Raw genomic sequence first — 17,563 nt, forward strand, 5'->3', positions numbered from 1 at the left:
GGAAGGAGACCTCGTGAACGAACCGATCGGGCTGCGGATCCTGCGACGGCGGATGCTCGTCCGAGCGCCGATCGCCTTCTACCGGCTCGGTCTCGGGTTCCTGTTCGGGCGCCGGATGCTGCTGCTCGAGCACGCCGGCCGGCGCACCGGCCGGGTCCGCCGCGCCGTGCTCGAGGTCACCGACCGCCCCGGGCCGGGCCGCTACGTGGTCGTGTCCGGGTTCGGGGACCGCGCCCAGTGGTTCCGCAACGTCACCGCGGAACCGCGGGTCCGGATCTCGGTCGGGACGCGCCGGTCCGCGCCCGCGACGGCACACCGCGTTCCGCGGGACCGGGCCGCGGCGCTGTTCGCCGACTACCCGCGCCGCCACCCGCGGGCCTGGGCCCGGCTCGAGCCGACCGTGCGGGCCGCCTGCGGGCTCGGCCCGGGAGAGCCGCTCGCGCCGCACGTGCCGGTCGTCGAGCTCGTGCTCGACCCCCGCTAGGACGCAGCCGGCACGACCCGGGCCAGGCGCTCCGCCGCGGCCCGCGCCGTCCCGACGCACGCGGGGACGCCGACGCCGTGCAGCATCGCGCCCGCGACCGCCAGGCCGGGCTCGGCCGCCACGGCCGCCTCGAGGCCCGCCACGAGCTCCCCGTGCCCGACGCCGTACTGCGGCAACCCGCCACCCCAGCGCTGCACGTGCACCGCGACCGGCTCGGCGTCGATCCCGTCGAGCTCGCGCAGGTCGGCCCGGGTCCGGGCGACGAGCTCGGCGTCGTCGACCTGCAGGCCCACCTCCTCACCGAACCGCCCGATCGACGCGCGGACCCGGACCAGGCCGTCCTCGCCGAGGTGGGCCCACTTCGTCGACGCGTGCGTCACGCCCTTGACCGACAGCGGCTCGTCCGCCGCGACCAGGCACCCCGAGGTCCCCGGCATCCCGGCGACGTCCGTGGCCCGGTAGGCCAGCGCCACGACCGCCGACGACGCCAGCCCGATCCGGGCCGCCGCCCCGGCAGCGGCCGGGACGACCGGTCCCAGCAGCCGGCGCGCGGCCGGCGCGGGGACGGCGAGGACGACGGCGTCGACGTCGAGCGCCTCCGGCTGCCCGACAGGCCCGAGCACGAGCCGCCACCCTCCGGTGCGGCGCTCCAGCACGCGCACGGTCGTCCCGGTCCGGACGGTGGCCGCCGACGCGTCCGCCAGAGCCGCGACCACCTCGCGGTAGCCGCCTCGGACGGCCCCGAACACCGGCCCCGCCGCGACGGGCTGCGGCGCGGCCGACGCGGCGCCGGTGCCCCCGGAAGGCCCGGCCGCGAGGGTGCCCGCCCGCTGCCCGCTCGCCGCCATCCCGGCACTCGCCGCGTCGGTCAGCGACGCCGCACCGTCGTCGAGCGCACCGGCCAGCGCGGGCACGGTCGCCCGCAGCCCGAGCGTGTCGACCCGGCCCGCGTAGACCCCGCCGAGCAGCGGGTCCGCGATCCGGTCGACGACCTCCGGGCCGAACCGCTCCCGCAGCAGCCCGCCCAGCGCCACGTCGGTGCCCGGATCCCAGGCCAGCGGCCGCGACGGCTCGGCCGCCACCGCCGCCCGGCCCGCGTCGGACAGCACGCCGTCGAGCACCGCGTCGCGGCCCGGGACGCCCATGAGCGTCCCGCGCGGCAGCCCCACGGTCCGCCCGCCGGCGCGGATGGTGGCGGTCGCGGAGGTCGGGTGGGTCAGGGCCCCGGACAGGCCGAGCTCGCCGAGCAGGGCCGGCATCTCGGGGCGCCGGACGAGGAACGCCTCGGCACCGACGTCGAAGGGCGCGCCCGCGAGGTCGACGGTGCGCAGCACCCCGCCGAGCCGGTCGCGCTGCTCCAGAACCGTGATCCCGGCGTCCGGGCCGAGCAGGGTCCGCAACCGGTGCGCCGCGGCGAGCCCGGAGATCCCGCCGCCGACGACGGCGACGCGGGGGCTCATCCGGCCGGCTGGGAGTGGATCGTCTCGACGGTCCGGGTGACGACGTCCGGGTCGGTCTGCGGCAGCACGCCGTGACCCAGGTTGAACACGTGCCCCGGGCAGCGGGCGCCCTCGGCGGCGATGCGGGCGACGTCGGCGTCGATCGCGTCCTGGCCGGCGAACAGCACGGCCGGGTCGAGGTTGCCCTGCACCGGCACCGCTCCCCCGGCCCGCGCCGCGGCGACGTCGAGCGGGGTGCGCCAGTCGACGCCGATGACGTCCGCCCCGGCCTCGGTCATCGCCCCGTACAGCTCGGCGGTGCCGACCCCGAAGTGGATCCGCGGGAGTCCGGACCCGGCGAGCGCGGACAGCACCGCGGACGAGTGCGGCAGCACGAACTCGCGGTAGTCGCGCTCGGAGAGCGCCCCGGCCCAGGAGTCGAACAGCTGCACCGCGTCGACGCCGGCCGCGACCTGTCGCTGCAGGAAGGCGCCGGTCAGCCGGGCCAGCTTCGCCATGAGGGCGTGCCAGACCTCCGGCTCGGAGCGCATCAGGGCCTTGGTCTTCTCGTGGTTGCGGCTCGGCCCGCCCTCGATCAGGTAGGACGCGAGGGTGAAGGGCGCCCCGGCGAACCCGATGAGCGGGGTCTCCCCCAGCTCGGGCAGCAGCAGGGAGATCGCGTCGCCGACCGCGTCGGCCTGCTCGGGCGCGAGCTCGGGCAGCGCCTCGACGGCGGCCGCGGTGCGCACCGGGTGGTCGACGACGGGGCCGGTGCCGGGGACGATGTCGACGCCGATGCCCGCCAGGTACAGCGGCACCACGATGTCGGAGAACAGGATCGCGGCGTCGACCCCGTGCCTGCGGACCGGCTGCAGGGTGATCTCGCAGGTCAGGTCCGGGGTCAGGCAGGCTTCCAGCATCCCGTTGTGCTGCCGCAGCGCCCGGTACTCGGGCAGCGACCGGCCGGCCTGGCGCATGAACCACACCGGCAGCCGGGACGGGCGGCGGCCGCGCACCGCGTCGAGGAACGGGGACCCGGCCAGGTCGCGGCGGGCCGTGGTCGCGGGGGTGGCGGTGCCTGCAGTCATGACCCCGACATCGTCGCACGGGGCCCGGACCGCCGCGCAGCCGCCCGGCGCGCCTGCCAGGCACGACGGCCCGCGCGGCCTAGAGTTCCCCGCCGTGCCGGACCCGAACTCCCCACCTCCGCTGTTCCGCCGGGCCGTGAGTGCGCTGGCCTCGGTGGCGCCGCGCCCGGAGCTCGTGGTGCGCAAGCTGGAGGCCCCGCCCCGGCTGGCGCCGTTCAGCTGGGCGACGAGCGTCGAGGCCGACATCGGCCACCGCGGCGACGGCACCGACGACCTGGACGAGCCCGACACGTCGGGCCGGCTGATCCTGCTGCACGACCCGGAGGGCCAGGACCGCTGGCAGGGCACCTTCCGGCTGGTCTGCTTCGTCCAGGCCCGCCTGGAGCCGGGCCAGCTCGGCGACGACATGCTGCCGCGCATCGGATGGTCCTGGCTGACCGACGCCCTCGATCACGCGGGCGCGGACTTCACCGCGCTGGGCGGGACGGTGACCCAGACCTCGTCGGTCCGGTTCGGTGGCCTCCAGGCGGACGGCGAGGAGCCACCACGGGAGGACGACGTCGAGCTGCGGGCCTCCTGGACGCCTACGGAGAGCGACGCCGACTTCGCCCGACACGCCGCGGCGTTCGGTTCCCTGGTCGCGACCGCCGCCGGACTGCCTCCGGTCGGGGCAGTACCGTTGACCCGATCACCCGGCTGATAACCGCAGGTCAGCGGCGTCCTGACGAAAAAGATCACCCGAAAGAGTGGGCCCACGCCCACAGCCATGTAACTTTCCGGGCCAGAAGTTCGAATGCACACGCGACGTTAGGCCGCATGGAGGGATACCATCTCCCGCATGGCACCCACCCGGGCGGCCGAGCGCCACTCTCCGTCCCTCGGGTTCCGGTGTTGGTCGGGGGCTGACGGCCGACTCCAGGAAGGTTGACGACGTGGCTGTACTTGGCCAGCAAGTGCCGGCGCAGAGCTCCGGCAGCACCACCTCAGGTGGCGCTCCGATCGGTGGAGCAGTGCTCTCGCCGGGGATCGTCCCGCAGCCGCGGGAGGAGCTGTTCACGGTTCTCGTCGTGGACGACCACCCGCTGCTCCGCGAGGCGATCGCCGGGCGGCTCCGCTCCATGGGCGCGGGCACCGTGCACGAGGCCGCGTCGGTGACCGAGGCGCGAGCCCGGGCACACGCCGCGGGTCCGTGCGACCTCGCGATCCTCGATCTGACCCTGCCGGACGGCAGCGGCCTGGACCTGGTCAGCGAGCTCCGCTCGCTGGGCTGGAACAGGCTCGTCGTCCTGGCCTCCTCCGACGACCCGTACGCGGTCCGCTCGGCCTTCCAGGCCGGCGCGCAGGCGTACCTGCTCAAGTCGGCGTCGCCCTCGGTCGTGACCGACGGCGTGAAGCGGGTGCTCGACGGCGGCGTCTACGCCGACCCGACGGTCGCCCCGCTGCTGGCCACCGGTTCCCGCGTGCCGGGCACCGACAACACCCCGCGCGAGCTCTCCGCCCGCGAGGTCGAGGTGTTGCAGCTGGTCGCCGACGGGCAGTCGAACAAGGAGATCGGTGAGGCGCTGAACCTCTCGGCGCTGACGGTGAAGAGCCACCTGTCCCGGATCGGGCGCAAGCTCGGCACCGGCGACCGCGCCCAGATGGTGGCGCTGGCCATGCGTGCGGGGGTCATTCGCTGAACCAGGGTGCGCGGACGACAGGCGGTACGGACTTCCGGCCGCCCGGCGATCCGTCCCCGGACGGTTCACCCGATCCGGTGCCCCTGCTGCGCCCGGCCGACGGTCTGCCGCCGGTGACGGCGACGGCCGAGGCCCTCGCGGAGGTCGCCGAGGCGTTCGCCGCGGGCACCGGACCGGTCGCGGTGGACGCCGAGCGCGCGTCCGGCTTCCGCTACTCGCAGCGCGCCTACCTGGTGCAGCTGCGACGGGCGGGGGCCGGTTCGGCACTGGTGGACCCGATCCCCCTGCGCGGCGAGCTCGGGCCGCTCGCCGCGGCGCTCGGCGGCCCCGAGTGGGTGCTGCACGCGGCGTCCCAGGACCTGCCGTGCCTGGGCGAGCTGGACCTGCGTCCGGCCTCGCTCTTCGACACCGAGCTCGCCGGGCGCCTGGCCGGGCTCCCGCGGGTCGGGCTCGGCCCGATGGTGGAGAACCTCCTCGGCCTCTCCCTGGAGAAGGGGCACGGCGCCGCCGACTGGTCCCGGCGCCCCCTCCCCGAGGACTGGCTGGTCTACGCCGCGCTCGACGTCGAGGTCCTCATCGAGCTGCGCGACGTGCTGACCGGGCTGCTCGACGAGCAGGGCAAGCTGGAGTGGGCCCGCCAGGAGTTCGAGGCCGTGCGGACCGCGCCACCGCCCGCCCCGCGCGCCGAGCCGTGGCGCCGCACCTCCGGCATCCACAAGGTCCGCAGGCCCCGCCCGCTGGCCGCGGTGCGCGAGCTGTGGCAGGCCCGTGACTCGCTGGCCGCCGAGCGCGACATCGCCCCGGGCCGGGTGCTGCCCGACGCGGCCATCGTCGACGCGGCCGTCCGGAACCCGGAGTCGGCGCAGACGCTGGCCGGGCTGCCGGTCTTCCGCGGGCGCTCGCAGCGCCGGCTGGCCGGCTACTGGTTCGACGCGCTCCGCCGGGCCGCCGACCTCCCCGACGCCGAGCTGCCGCGCGGCTCGGCCACCACCGACGGGCCCCCTCCGGTGGCCCGCTGGGCCGACCGGGACCCGGACGCGGCCGCGCGCCTCACCGCCGCACGGGCGGCGCTCGCCGGGGTCTCCGAGCAGCACGACGTCCCGGTGGAGAACCTGCTGCAGCCCGACCTGCTGCGCCGGCTGTGCTGGACCCCGCCGTCCGGCGGCGACGTCCGCGGCGCGCTGGCGGCGGGCGGTGCCCGACCGTGGCAGGTCGAGCTGCTCGCCCCCCTGCTGGAGCCGGTGCTGGGCACCTGAGGGCCGGCGTCCCGGGACCGGCGGTCAGCGTGCGGGTGCGGGATCGGTCCGCGGCTCCCGGCCCGCCCCGGTCGCCGCCGGGAGCACGACGTGGACCGCCAGGCCCCCGCCGGGGACGGCCTCGGCATCGACCCGGCCGCCGTGCGCCGTCGCCACGGCCCGCACGATCGACAGCCCCAGCCCGGACCCCCGGGTGTGCGCGGTGCGCGCCACCGGGCCGCGCCGGAACGGCTCGAACAGCTCCGCGACCTGCTCGGCCGGCAGCTCCGGACCGGACGACCGCACCCGGAGGTCCGCTCCCCCGTCCGCCGCGTCCCCGCACCCGACCTCGATCCAGCCGGCGTCACGGTTGTGCCGGACGGCGTTCTCGAGCAGGTTGGCCACCAGGCGCCGCAGCAGGACCTCGTCCCCGTCGACGACGACCGGGCACGCGTCGGTCCGGACCGACAACGCCCGCGCGGCGGCGGCCGGGGCGATCGCGTCGAGTTCCACGGCGAGGACGGCGGCCAGGTCCACCGCGGCGCGGTCGGACCCGCTCAGCGGGCCGGTGGCCTCGGTCCGGGCGAGCAGCAGGAGCCCGGCGACGAGCTCGTCGCAGCGGCGCCCGGCGTCGCGGACGACCTCGGCCATCCGGCGCAGCTCCGTCGCGTCGGCGTCGGGGTCCTGCAACGTCACGTCGATCTCGGTGCGCAGCACGGCGAGCGGGGTCCGCAGCTCGTGCCCGGCATTCGCGACGAACCGCCGCTGGGCGTCGAACGCGGCCTGCAGCCGGTCGAGCATCGCGTCGAACGCGGCGGTCAGCTCCGCGACCTCGCCGCGCGCCGACTCCAGCGCGACGCGCTCGTCGAGCGAGCTCGCGGACAGCCGCGACGCGGTGTCCACCACCCGGTGCAGCGGGTCCAGCACCCGCCCGACCAGCACCCACGCACACACCGCGCCGGCCACGACGACCAGCGGGAACGCGACCAGACCGGCGCGCAGCACGTCGTCGCGGGCGGCGGCGGCGATCGCGTCCCGGGCTGTCTCGGCGGGCACCGGCACCCCGTTCACGACGACCGTGCCGGGCAGCGCGGGCGTCCCCGCCACGGCCGCCCCGACCAGCATCCACCCCAGCCACAGCAGCACCGCCGCCACCACCGCGACCAGCACGGTGGCCAGCAGCGTCAGGCGCGGCCGGAGGCGCTGCACGGGTCAGCCCGCCGCGGTCCCGGCGCCGGGTGGGGCGTCGGTCGCACTGGGGACCCGGTACCCGGCGCCGACGACGGTGTCGATCAGCGCCGGCTCACCGAGCTTCTTGCGCAGCGTCATCACGGTGACCCGCACGGTCGTGGTGAAGGGATCGGCGTTCTCGTCCCACACCCGCTCGAGGAGTTCCTCGGACGAGACGACGGCACCGCCCGCGGCGAGCAGCACCTCCAGCACGCCGAACTCCTTGCGGGTCAGCTCCACCGGGCGTCCGGAGCGGCCGACCGTCCGCCGCGCCGGGTCCAGCACCAGGTCCCCCGCGGCGAGCGTGGGGGGCACGGCGGGGGTGGCCCGGCGGCCGAGTGCCCGCACCCGGGCGACGAGCTCGGGGAAGTCGAACGGCTTGGCGAGGTAGTCGTCGGCCCCGCGGGACAGGCCCTCGACCTTGTCGGCGAGCGTGCCGGACGCGGTCAGCATCAGCACCCGGGTCAGGCCGCCGGCGGCGACCAGCTCGTCGCACAGCTCGTCCCCGCTGCGGCCCGGCAGGTCGCGGTCGAGCACGGCGACGTCGTAGCGGGTCACCGACAGCTTCTCGGAGCCTTCGTCCCCGTCGTAGGCGACGTCGACGGCGATCCCGTCCCGTCGCAGGCCGCGCGCGACCGCGTCGGCCATGGCCGGCTCGTCCTCGACGACGATGACCCGCATCAGCCCGTGCGCTCCGGGTCCAGCCGGGGCAGGGCCGGCACGGCGGCCGCGGCCCACTCGGTGATCCGGCGGGCCACGTCCTGCTCGGTCAGCCCGACCGCGGCGAGCACGTCGTCGCGGCTGCCGTGCTCGAGGTACTCCTGGGGCAGCGCGAGGTCGCGCTGCCGGACGTCGATGTCGGCACCGCGCAGCGCGTCGGACAGCGCCGAGCCGAACCCGCCGTGCGTGCCGCAGTCCGACACCGTGACGACGAGCTGGTGGTCGGCGGCCAGGGTCAGCAGCTCCCGGGGCACCGGCAGCACCCACCGCGGATCGACGACGGTCACGTCGACCCCCTGGTCGGCCAGCCGCTTCGCCGCCGCCACGCCGAGCTTCCCGAACCCGCCCACGCACACGACGAGCACCTGGGCGCGCCCGTCGGCGGGCTCGTGCAGTACGTCGACGCCGGCCGGCCCGTCGAGGCGGCGCACCGCGGGCACCGAGGCGACGACCGACCCCTTGGGATAGCGCAGGGCGGTCGGCCCGTCGGACACCGCGACGGCCTCGCGGAACTCCTCGCGCAGGGTCGGCTCGTCGCGGGGGGCCGCGACCCGCATCCCGGGCACGATGCCGAGGATCGACAGGTCCCACATGCCGTTGTGGGACGGCCCGTCGCTGCCGGTCACGCCGGAGCGGTCCAGCATCAGGGTCAGCCGCTCGCGGTGCAGGCCGACGTCCATCATCAGCTGGTCGAAGCCGCGGTTGAGGAACGTCGAGTACAGCGCGACGACGGGGTGCATCCCGGCCCGCGACAGGCCGGCCGCGGTCGTGAGCGCGTGCTGCTCGGCGATCCCGACGTCGATCAGCCGGTCCGGGTAGGCGGCCCCGAACGGCGCCAGCCCGGTGGGACCGAGCATCGCCGCGGTGATCGCGACGACGTCGGTGCGCCGGGCACCGAGCTCGACGACCTCCTCGGAGAACACGTCGGTCCAGCCGGTCGACGGCGCGCCGGTCGGCGCACCGGTCTCCGGGTCGAACGCCGACGGGCTGTGCATCTGCTCGGCCTCGTCGTTCTCGGCGGGCGGGTAGCCGTTGCCCTTGCGGGTCACGGCGTGCACGATCACCGGCCCGCCGAACCGCTTCGCCCGGCGCAGCGCCGACTCGACCTGGGCGATGTCGTGCCCGTCGACCGGGCCGAAGTACTTGAGCCCCAGGTCGGAGAACAGCTCCTGCGGGCTGAGCGCGTCCTTCACGCCCGCCTTGAACGCGTGCAGGCCCGCGTAGAGCGCGGGCCCGACGACCGGGGTCCCGCGGACGGTGCGCTTGCCGGCCTCGAGGATCCGCTCGTAGCCGGGCTGCAGCCGCAGCGACGCCAGGCGGTCGGCGAGCCCGCCGATCGTCGGCGAGTACGACCGGCCGTTGTCGTTGACGACGATGACGACGTTGCGGTCCTCGCCGGCGGCGATGTTGTTCAACGCCTCCCAGGCCATGCCGCCGGTCAGGGCGCCGTCACCGACGACGGCCACGACGTGCCGGTCCCGCCCGGTCAGCGCGTTCGCCCGGGCGATCCCGTCGGCCCAGGACAGCGACGACGAGGCGTGCGAGGACTCCACGTGGTCGTGCTCGGACTCGGCGCGGCTCGGGTACCCGGACAGCCCGCCGGTCTTCTTCAGCCGCTCCCAGCCGTCCTGACGGCCGGTGAGGAGCTTGTGCACGTACGCCTGGTGCCCGGTGTCCCAGATCAGCGCGTCCTGCGGCGAGTCGAAGACCCGGTGCAGGGCGAGCGTCAGCTCGACCACGCCCAGGTTCGGCCCCAGGTGACCACCGGTGCGCGACACCGCCCTGATCAGGAAGCCGCGGATCTCGGCCGCCAGCGAGGCGAGCTCGTCCGGCCCGAGCCCGCGCAGGTCGGCCGGTCGCCGGATCGCGGCCAGCCCCGGGTTCGTCGTCACGTGGTGCCTCCTCGCCGCCGGGCACCCCGCTCGCGGGCGACTCACCGCCGTGGCGGCCCGGCATCGACTCTTCGCGTCCACTCTACGGACGGGTAGCCGAGCCGACCCGGCGGTGCACCAGGAGTCGCGGCCGACCCCGTCGTCCTGACGGGGTCCGCTCCGCGCCCGCGGGACGAATCGTTCACTCACCAACCCCAGTTACGCATCTGCGACACACCTCCCGACGATCTTCACGACACCTTCTCCAATTCATTCCGGCGGCATCCGCCGGCACGTTCACCAACCCCAGTTGCGCACGATCGATCCCCTTTCCGATACGGCCTGGTCCTGCACGTCCATCCGGTGACCCGCATGACCGATCATGAAATCGGTGACGTGGACGCCGTTGCCCCGCGGACGGTCCGGACCCTTTTCCGCGGAGAGCGGGAAAAGAATCGCCCGGCCGCGCCGGGAAAACAATCCGGGCAGCACCATTGCGTACACAACTACATGATGGGCGCGAGATCATGATCACCGAACGTAACCGGTCTGCTCGTTCGAGCAGCACGGACGTCGGGTGAGGGCCGCGCCGATCACGCACCGCGACCGATGACGGTTAGGATCAGGGCGGGCCGCCCGGCACCGGGGTGGCGCCGAGCCGGACCGGGAGGGAGCGCATGCCGTCGTCCCCCGTCCCGCTGCACCGGATCTCCCGGTGGCCGGTGTGGTCGATCCCACCGCGGCTGCTCGGCGCCGTGCTGGCCGTCGAGCTGCTCGCGCTGGCACTGGTCGTCGCCGGCGCGACGAACCCGCCGCAGATCGACCGGGGCACGCTGGTCCTGCTGGTCACCCTGACGGTCGCCGGGGTGGCACACACCGAGATCGTCTCCGGGGTCGAGCGGGTACGCCGCTACACGGCCGAGACCCACCACGTGAACCTGACGTCGGTGTGGACGTTCGCCTCGGCGCTGCTGCTCCCGCCGGTGCTCGGCGCGCTCGTGGTGGTCGTCGTCTACACCCACCTCTACGTGCGGGTGCTGCGGCCGGTACCGCCGCCCGACCGCCGCCCGGTGTTCCGGGAGGTCTACAACGCCGCGACCGTCATCCTCTCCGTGCACGCGGCGGCCGGGATGCTCGCCGCCACCCGCCCCGGCGAGCTGTACGGGACGGTCCCCGGCACGGTCGCGCTGGTGCTCACGCTGCTCACCTACACCGTGGTGAACACCTGCCTGGTGCTCGGCGTGGTCGCGATGGCGACCCCCGACACGCGGATCTCACAGATCCTCTTCGGCGGCGACGAGCTCACCCTCGAGCTCGCGACGCTGTGCCTCGGCGCGCTCACCGCAGGCGCTCTGGCCACCACGAGCCCCCTGGTCGCCCTGCTCGCGGTGCCGCCGATCCTCGCCCTGCACCGGACCATCCTGGTCCGCCAGCTCCGCGAGAAGGCCGACCTGGACGCCAAGACCGGCCTGCTCAACCACGCCGCCTGGCACCTGCGCGGGTCACAGGCGCTGCAGATCGCCGAGCAGGAACGGCGCCAGGCCGCCCTGCTGATCCTCGATCTCGACCACTTCAAGGAGATCAACGACACGCACGGCCACCTCTACGGCGACCAGGTGCTGGCCGCCGTGGCCCGGGTGCTGCAGGAGGAACTGCGCGACCACGACCTGGTGGGCCGCTTCGGGGGCGAGGAGTTCGTCGTGCTGCTGCCCCGGCTCTCCGGCCACGACGGGCAGGGCGAGCTGCGCCAGATCGCCGAGCGGGTGCGCGGGCGGATCTCCGGGACCCGCCGCGACGACGACCCGGCCGCCCGTCCGGTGGCGGACCTGCCCGCCGGGCGCGCGGACGGGGCCCCCGGCGGCCGGGCGGGCATCGGGATCACGGTGTCGATCGGCGGCGCGGTGTTCCCCGGCGACGGCGGCGGGCTCACCGCCTTGCTGGAGGTCGCCGACTCGGCCCTCTACGCCGCCAAGCGGGCCGGCCGGGACACGGTCCGGATCGGCAGGCACCCGTTCCCGGCCACCGAACCCGAGCGAGCCTGACCGACCCGCTCGGCTCCCACCGGTCGGGCACCCGTTCCCCGCCACGGGACCCGAGCGAGCCCGACGGGCGCGCCCCGGCCGGGCCGGGTCAGACCTCGCTGGCCGGGCCGGTCGCGGCCCGCCCGAGCCGCACCCGGTTGCGGCCGGCGCGCTTGGCGGCGTAGAGCGCGTGGTCGGCGACCTGCAGGAGCTCGTCGAGGGTGTCGCCGTCCAGCCCGGCGACCGACACCCCGACCGAGACCGACAGGTCGGTGATCGTCAGGGGCCCGCCCGGGGCCTCGACGTCGACGGCGAGGCCACGCACCGTGTGCCGGATCCGCTCGGCCGCGACGTGTGCCAGATCGCGGCCCTCCGTCCCGGGCGGCAGCTCGGCCAGCAGCACGACGAACTCCTCGCCCCCGAACCGGCCCACCGGGTCGACGTCGCGCACCTGGTCGGTCAGCGTCGCGGCGACGGCGGAGAGGACCTCGTCGCCTGCCAGGTGGCCGTAGCCGTCGTTGACGGACTTGAAGTGGTCGAGATCGAGGACGAGCACGGCCACCGCGCGCCGCTGCCGCCGGGAGCGGGCGATCGCCCGGTGCGACCGGCCCCGCCAGGCGGCGGCCGTGAGCAGGCCGGTCTTGGCGTCGGTGTTCGCCCGCTCCTCGAGCTGGCGGATCAGCACCGCGCGGTGCAGCACCAGCAGCGGGGGCAGGACGAGCAGGACCAGCAGCGGCTGGCGCAGCGCGGCGAGGGAGGCCAGCACGGCCAGGCACAGCGTCGCGCCCTCCAGGACGTGGTCGTCGCCGTCGCCGAGCACCCCGCGCCAGGCGAACCGGCGGCCGGTGGTCAGCGAGAGGGCCAGCGCGACGAGCGCCTGGTTGACCAGCATGTACGTGACCATCGCGAGGAGCAGCACGCCGTACGCGGCGGGGCCGCTGCCCGGTCCGGCGCCGGCGGTGCCCGTCAGCCGCTCCGGCGACACGACGGCGCCGGCGGCACAGGCCGCGAGCACCACCGTCGCCGTGGTGTAGACGTGCCGGTGCAGCGCGGCGCCCGCCGGGTACCAGACCCGCCACCACAGGTGGGCGTAGATGCCGATCACGACGACGCCGGCCAGCGGCGGGGGCAGCAGCAGCGCACCGGCGAAGGTCCACACGCTCGACAGGTCGAAGTACGAGGCGTGCGCCACCCGGCGCCGGACCCGCTCGATCCCGGTGGCGAGCTCGGTGTGCAGCACACCGAGCGCGACCAGGCCCAGCGCACCCAGCGCGGCGTACCCGGTGGAGGCGTCCGCCGGGAGCATCGCGAGACCGCCCACGACCAGGGCGGCCGCGGAGAGCTCGACGACGACGAGCACCACCAGCATCGACCGGGGCAGGTCCCACACCGGCCGGCGACGGCCTCCGTGCCGGGGGCCGGACGCCGTCACGCACCCTCCCCTAATGGTGCAATCCAGTCCGGGACGTTCCGGACAGATCGGGCGGGCCTCACCATCTGGATCACCCGAACGGGTACTCTGACGTCGCAGATATTGCTCAGAGTCACACCGGCATCCGAACCGGTGACAGGAGGTGCCGTCATGCGCAACCGCGGCTGGTGACCACACCACGACCGGCCGGTACGGCGAGGACCGACGGCGGGCCCGGCACCGGGGCCGCGCCCGGGCGCCACGTACCCCCTGCCGGTCACGTCCATCCCGGTGCGGGTCCCTTCGGCGGTCGGTGGCGGACCGGCGGGGACGCACCTCCCGGCGCACCGGCCGGGTGCGCCCGAGGGTCCGCGGACCGCCGGAGTTCTCGTCGAGACTATGTATACGTCCGACGTTCGTCAGGCCCCGGCGGGCCCGTACCGGCGGACGGCGCCCCGGCGGCGGCGAACGGCCGACGTGCGGCCCGTCACAGCAGGTCGGACACGTGCGCGATCTCGTTCACCGTCCAGGGCTTGCGCATTCCGTCCCGCGCACAGACCACCCGGCTCACGCCCGTGTAGTCGAGCGGGAACGGCAACGTCCGGTCCACGCCCAGGATCGCCGCCAGGTACGCGTTCACCACGCCGGCGTGCGCGACGACGACGGCCGTCGACCGCCCCGGGTGGGCGGCGACGATCCCCTCGACGCACCGGTGCACCCGCTCGGTGAAGGCCGCCGCGTCGACGTGCTCGGGCAGGTGCCCGGCCCGCATCCGTTCCCAGGCGGCCGGATCGGCCTGCGCCATCTGCCCGATCGGCACGTACTCGGACCGTTCCGCGTCGTACTCGCGCAGGTCGGCGTGGGTGACGGGCTCCAGACCGCGCTCGGCGGCCAGGGGCGCCGCCGTCTGCACGGCCCGGCGCATGGTGCTCGTGTGGAGCGCGTCCACCCGCTCCCCCGCCAGCGCCCGCACCAGACGTTCCGCCTGGGCGTGCCCGTCGGCCGTCAGGCCGGGGTCGGCGTGCGAGCCGTCGGCGTGCTCGACCCGCTCGGGCAGGGCGTGCCGGACGAGGACCAGCTGCACGTCAGGCGGGGACGTGGTCGGCGTGACCCGCGCCACGCAGCGCCGTCCGCAGCGCCTCGGCGTGCCCGTCCTGCTCGGCGGCGTCGACCTCGGCGGCGGCGTTGGCGAAGTCGAAGGCGCGCATGTCCCAGGCGGGGAAGACGTGCACGTGCAGGTGCGGGACCTCGAACCCGGCGACCAGCAGCCCGACCCGCGGCGGCGCCCAGATCTCCCGCACGGCGATCCCGACCGTGCGGGCGACCTCCGTCAGGTGCGCGGTCAGCCCGGCGTCGGCGTCGACCCACTGGTCGATCTCGGCCCGCGGCACGACCAGGGTGTGCCCCGGCCCGAGCGGGTTGATCGAGAGGAACCCGACGCACCGGTCGTCGGACCAGACGAAGCGGCCGGGGATCTCACCGTCGATGATCTTCGTGAAGACGCTGCTCACGACGATCGACCCTAGGGCATCCCAGCGGGACGGGCGGTCCGGCCATACCCTGGCCGCATGCCCCGCACCATCGCCACGAACGACCGCGTCGACCGCGACGAGCTGCTGGACTTCGTCCGGCCGCGGCACCACATGATCCTCATGACCACCCGGTCCGACGGCGGCGTCCAGGCCTCCCCCGTCACCGGTGGCGTCGACGACGAGGGCCGCATCGTGATCTCCACCTACCCGGAGCGGGCGAAGTCCACCAACGTCGCACGGCACGGCCGGGCCTCGGTCGTCGTGCTCTCCGAGAAGTTCGACGGGGCATGGGTGCAGGTCGACGGCGACGCCGAGCTGATCACCCTGCCCGACGCGCTGGAGCCGCTCGTCGACTACTTCCGCGCGATCTCCGGGGAGCACCCCGACTGGGACGAGTACCGGCAGGCCATGAGCGACCAGGGCAAGGCGCTGGTCCGGATCACCCCGACCCGCTGGAGCCCGGTCGCGACCGGCGGTTTCCCCGCCCGGTTCGCCGACTCCTGAGCAGGTCCTGGGAGGATCGGCGGCTCCGCGCCCGCACCGCCGGGCCCGGTGAGCACCGACCTGCTCCGCGCCCCGTCCGCGGAGCGAACGGCAACGGCGCCGGCCCCCGATAGGTTGAGCGCGCACACGGCCGGTGGCCGGGTCGCGAGGAGAGGACCGTGAGATGCAGCCCTGGCCCGGGCACGCCTACCCGCTGGGTGCCAGCTACGACGGCACCGGCACCAACTTCGCGCTGTTCTCCGAGGCGGCCGAGTCGGTCGAGCTGTGCCTGTTCGACCCCGACGGCAGCGGCGCCGACGCGCCCGGCGGGCTCACCGAGACCCGGGTGAGGCTCACCGAGGTCGACGGCTTCGTCTGGCACGGCTACCTGCCCGGCATCGAGCCCGGGCAGCGCTACGGCTACCGGGTGGACGGCCCGTACGACCCGGCACAGGGGCTGCGCTGCAACCCGAACAAGCTGCTCATCGACCCCTACGCCAAGGCCGTCGACGGTCCGGTGGACTGGGACGAGGCCGTGTTCGGCTACAACTTCGGCGACCCCGACTCGCGCAACGACACCGACTCGGCGCCGCACGTGCCGAAGTCGGTGGTGGTGAACCCGTTCTTCGACTGGGGCTCGGACCGGCCGCCGAAGATCCCCTACAACGAGACCGTCGTCTACGAGGCGCACGTCCGCGGGCTCACCACGCTGCACCCGGACGTCGAGGAGGAGCTGCGCGGCACCTACTCCGGCGTCGCGCACCCCGCGATGATCGAGCACTACAAGCAGCTCGGCGTCACCGCCGTCGAGCTGATGCCGGTGCACGAGTTCGTGCAGGACCACCACCTCACCGAGAAGGGCCTGTCGAACTACTGGGGCTACAACACGATCGGCTTCCTGGCCCCGCACCACGCCTACGCCTCCGGCTCCGCGCGGGCCGGCTCGCAGGTCCCGGAGTTCAAGGCGATGGTCCGCGAGCTGCACGACGCGGGGATCGAGGTGATCCTCGACGTCGTCTACAACCACACCGCCGAGGGCTCCGACATGGGACCGACGCTGTCGATGCGCGGGATCGACAACCACGCCTACTACCGGCTGGTCGACGACGACGCCCGCTACTACATGGACTACACCGGCACCGGCAACTCGCTGAACGTCCGGAACCCGCACACCCTGCAGCTGATCATGGACTCGCTGCGGTACTGGGTCACCGAGATGCACGTCGACGGCTTCCGCTTCGACCTCGCCTCGACCCTCGCCCGGGAGTTCTACGACGTCGACCGGCTGTCCACGTTCTTCGACCTCGTCCAGCAGGACCCGGTGATCTCCCAGGTCAAGCTCATCGCCGAGCCGTGGGACGTCGGCCCCGGCGGCTACCAGGTCGGCAACTTCCCCCCGCTGTGGACCGAGTGGAACGGCAAGTACCGCGACACCGTCCGCGACTTCTGGCGCGGCGAGGCAGGCACCCTGGGCGAGTTCGCGTCCCGGATCACCGGCAGCTCCGACCTCTACCAGGGCGACGGCCGCCGCCCCTACGCCTCGATCAACTTCGTGACCGCGCACGACGGGTTCACCCTCGCCGACCTGGTCTCCTACAACGAGAAGCACAACGAGGCCAACGGCGAGGACGGCAACGACGGCGAGAGCCACAACCGGTCCTGGAACTGCGGCGTCGAGGGCCCCACCGACGACGAGGCGGTGCTCGAGCTGCGAGCCCGCCAGCAGCGCAACTTCCTGGCCACCCTGCTCCTCTCGCAGGGCACGCCGATGCTGCTGCACGGCGACGAGCTCGGCCGCACCCAGGGCGGCAACAACAACGTCTACTGCCAGGACAACGAGATCGCCTGGCAGGACTGGGAGCTCTCCGGCAAGCACCACGACCTGGTCACCTTCACCGCGGGCGTCACGGCCCTGCGGCACGCGCACCCGGTGTTCCGGCGGCGCCGGTTCTTCGCGGGCAGGCCCATCGGCCGCCGCCAGCGCGACGCGGTGTCCGACATCGGCTGGTTCACCCCGGCCGGCCGGGAGATGACCGAGGACGACTGGGACAACGAGCTCGGCCGGGCCGTCGTCGTGTTCCTCAACGGCGAGGGCATCGCCGACGTCGACCAACGCGGCCAGCGCATCACCGACGACTCGTTCCTGCTCTGTTTCAACTCCTACTGGGAGGACATCGACGCCACCCTCCCGCCGTCCGAGTTCGGATCGGCCTGGGAGGTCGTCGTCGACACGCACTCGGGCGAGGTGCACCCGCCGTCGGCCGCCGGCCAGAACGGCGTCGACCTCGACCCGGTCTCCGCGGGCTCGGTGCTCACCCTGCCCGCACGTTCCCTGCTCGTCCTGCGATCGAAGGGCTGAGGCGCACCCGC

Annotated in this window: 16 protein-coding genes; 7 read left to right on the forward strand and 9 right to left on the reverse strand. The window is 74.7% G+C overall.

The features are described from left to right. The first annotated feature begins 13 nt into the window (after window positions 1-13). On the forward strand, window positions 14-484 hold the full coding sequence (locus PP1_RS05505; RefSeq protein WP_249265965.1) for a nitroreductase family deazaflavin-dependent oxidoreductase: 471 nt from the start codon (window positions 14-16) through the stop codon (window positions 482-484). Here the strand turns inward: PP1_RS05505 and hemG are convergent. Together hemG and hemE are read right to left on the reverse strand one after the other, a co-directional pair. Next, entirely contained in the window at window positions 481-1,944 is a 1,464-nt protein-coding gene (hemG, locus tag PP1_RS05510; protein WP_075314133.1) for a protoporphyrinogen oxidase, read from the reverse strand. The two genes, PP1_RS05505 and hemG, sit on opposite strands and share 4 nt — an antisense overlap. Beyond that, window positions 1,941-3,011, reverse strand: a complete 1,071-nt coding sequence (gene hemE, locus PP1_RS05515; RefSeq protein WP_010233723.1) for a uroporphyrinogen decarboxylase — start codon at window positions 3,009-3,011, stop codon at window positions 1,941-1,943. Before hemE ends, hemG begins: the two co-directional genes overlap by 4 nt. A gap of 94 nt (window positions 3,012-3,105) precedes the next feature. Here hemE and PP1_RS05520 point away from each other — a divergent pair, with 94 nt between their 5' ends. The 3 genes from PP1_RS05520 (at window position 3,106) to PP1_RS05530 (ending at window position 5,946) form a co-directional block, all read left to right on the forward strand. Then, entirely contained in the window at window positions 3,106-3,711 is a 606-nt protein-coding gene (locus PP1_RS05520) for a DUF3000 domain-containing protein (protein WP_010233725.1), read from the forward strand. 310 nt (window positions 3,712-4,021) lie between these two features. Next, window positions 4,022-4,690 carry a LuxR C-terminal-related transcriptional regulator gene (locus tag PP1_RS05525; protein ID WP_010233729.1) on the forward strand — a complete coding sequence of 223 codons (669 nt, stop codon included), beginning with the start codon at window positions 4,022-4,024 and terminating at the stop codon, window positions 4,688-4,690. Between the two features lie 77 nt (window positions 4,691-4,767). Next, window positions 4,768-5,946: an HRDC domain-containing protein gene (locus PP1_RS05530; protein ID WP_083680517.1), complete on the forward strand. Its 1,179-nt coding sequence runs from the start codon at window positions 4,768-4,770 to the stop codon at window positions 5,944-5,946. 24 nt (window positions 5,947-5,970) lie between these two features. On the opposite strand, the gene PP1_RS05535 is transcribed toward PP1_RS05530, so the two are convergent. The 4 genes from PP1_RS05535 to PP1_RS05550 all read right to left on the reverse strand — a co-directional run bounded on the left by PP1_RS05535 (window position 5,971) and on the right by PP1_RS05550 (window position 10,250). Next, window positions 5,971-7,134, reverse strand: a complete 1,164-nt coding sequence (locus tag PP1_RS05535) for a sensor histidine kinase (protein WP_075314132.1) — start codon at window positions 7,132-7,134, stop codon at window positions 5,971-5,973. 3 nt (window positions 7,135-7,137) lie between these two features. Beyond that, a complete protein-coding gene (locus PP1_RS05540) occupies window positions 7,138-7,836 on the reverse strand; it encodes a response regulator transcription factor (protein ID WP_033199544.1) in 699 nt (232 codons plus the stop codon). After that, window positions 7,836-9,767 carry a 1-deoxy-D-xylulose-5-phosphate synthase gene (gene dxs / locus PP1_RS05545; protein ID WP_010230071.1) on the reverse strand — a complete coding sequence of 644 codons (1,932 nt, stop codon included), beginning with the start codon at window positions 9,765-9,767 and terminating at the stop codon, window positions 7,836-7,838. Before dxs ends, PP1_RS05540 begins: the two co-directional genes overlap by 1 nt. A 276-nt stretch (window positions 9,768-10,043) precedes the next feature. Next, window positions 10,044-10,250, reverse strand: a complete 207-nt coding sequence (locus tag PP1_RS05550) for a hypothetical protein (protein WP_139323844.1) — start codon at window positions 10,248-10,250, stop codon at window positions 10,044-10,046. Between the two features lie 173 nt (window positions 10,251-10,423). On the opposite strand from PP1_RS05550, the gene PP1_RS05555 reads away from it, so the two are divergent. After that, a complete protein-coding gene (locus PP1_RS05555) occupies window positions 10,424-11,788 on the forward strand; it encodes a GGDEF domain-containing protein (protein WP_010230073.1) in 1,365 nt (454 codons plus the stop codon). Between the two features lie 88 nt (window positions 11,789-11,876). On the opposite strand, the gene PP1_RS05560 is transcribed toward PP1_RS05555, so the two are convergent. The 3 genes from PP1_RS05560 to PP1_RS05570 form a co-directional block, all read right to left on the reverse strand. Beyond that, window positions 11,877-13,199: a GGDEF domain-containing protein gene (locus PP1_RS05560; RefSeq protein WP_139323843.1), complete on the reverse strand. Its 1,323-nt coding sequence runs from the start codon at window positions 13,197-13,199 to the stop codon at window positions 11,877-11,879. A gap of 466 nt (window positions 13,200-13,665) precedes the next feature. After that, window positions 13,666-14,262: a histidine phosphatase family protein gene (locus PP1_RS05565; RefSeq protein WP_029239533.1), complete on the reverse strand. Its 597-nt coding sequence runs from the start codon at window positions 14,260-14,262 to the stop codon at window positions 13,666-13,668. Between the two features lies 1 nt (window position 14,263). Beyond that, on the reverse strand, window positions 14,264-14,689 hold the full coding sequence (locus PP1_RS05570; RefSeq protein ID WP_010230081.1) for an HIT family protein: 426 nt from the start codon (window positions 14,687-14,689) through the stop codon (window positions 14,264-14,266). 57 nt (window positions 14,690-14,746) lie between these two features. Here PP1_RS05570 and PP1_RS05575 point away from each other — a divergent pair, with 57 nt between their 5' ends. Both PP1_RS05575 and glgX read left to right on the forward strand, forming a co-directional pair. Continuing rightward, the gene (locus tag PP1_RS05575; RefSeq protein WP_010230083.1) at window positions 14,747-15,214 is read left to right on the forward strand and encodes a PPOX class F420-dependent oxidoreductase; all 468 of its coding nucleotides are present in this window, start codon (window positions 14,747-14,749) and stop codon (window positions 15,212-15,214) included. Window positions 15,215-15,377: 163 nt separating this feature from the next. Next, window positions 15,378-17,552: a glycogen debranching protein GlgX gene (glgX, locus tag PP1_RS05580; protein ID WP_010230086.1), complete on the forward strand. Its 2,175-nt coding sequence runs from the start codon at window positions 15,378-15,380 to the stop codon at window positions 17,550-17,552. Window positions 17,553-17,563: the final 11 nt, after the last annotated feature.

The organism is Pseudonocardia sp. P1 (genome assembly GCF_000178675.2).
Lineage (GTDB): Bacteria > Actinomycetota > Actinomycetes > Mycobacteriales > Pseudonocardiaceae > Pseudonocardia.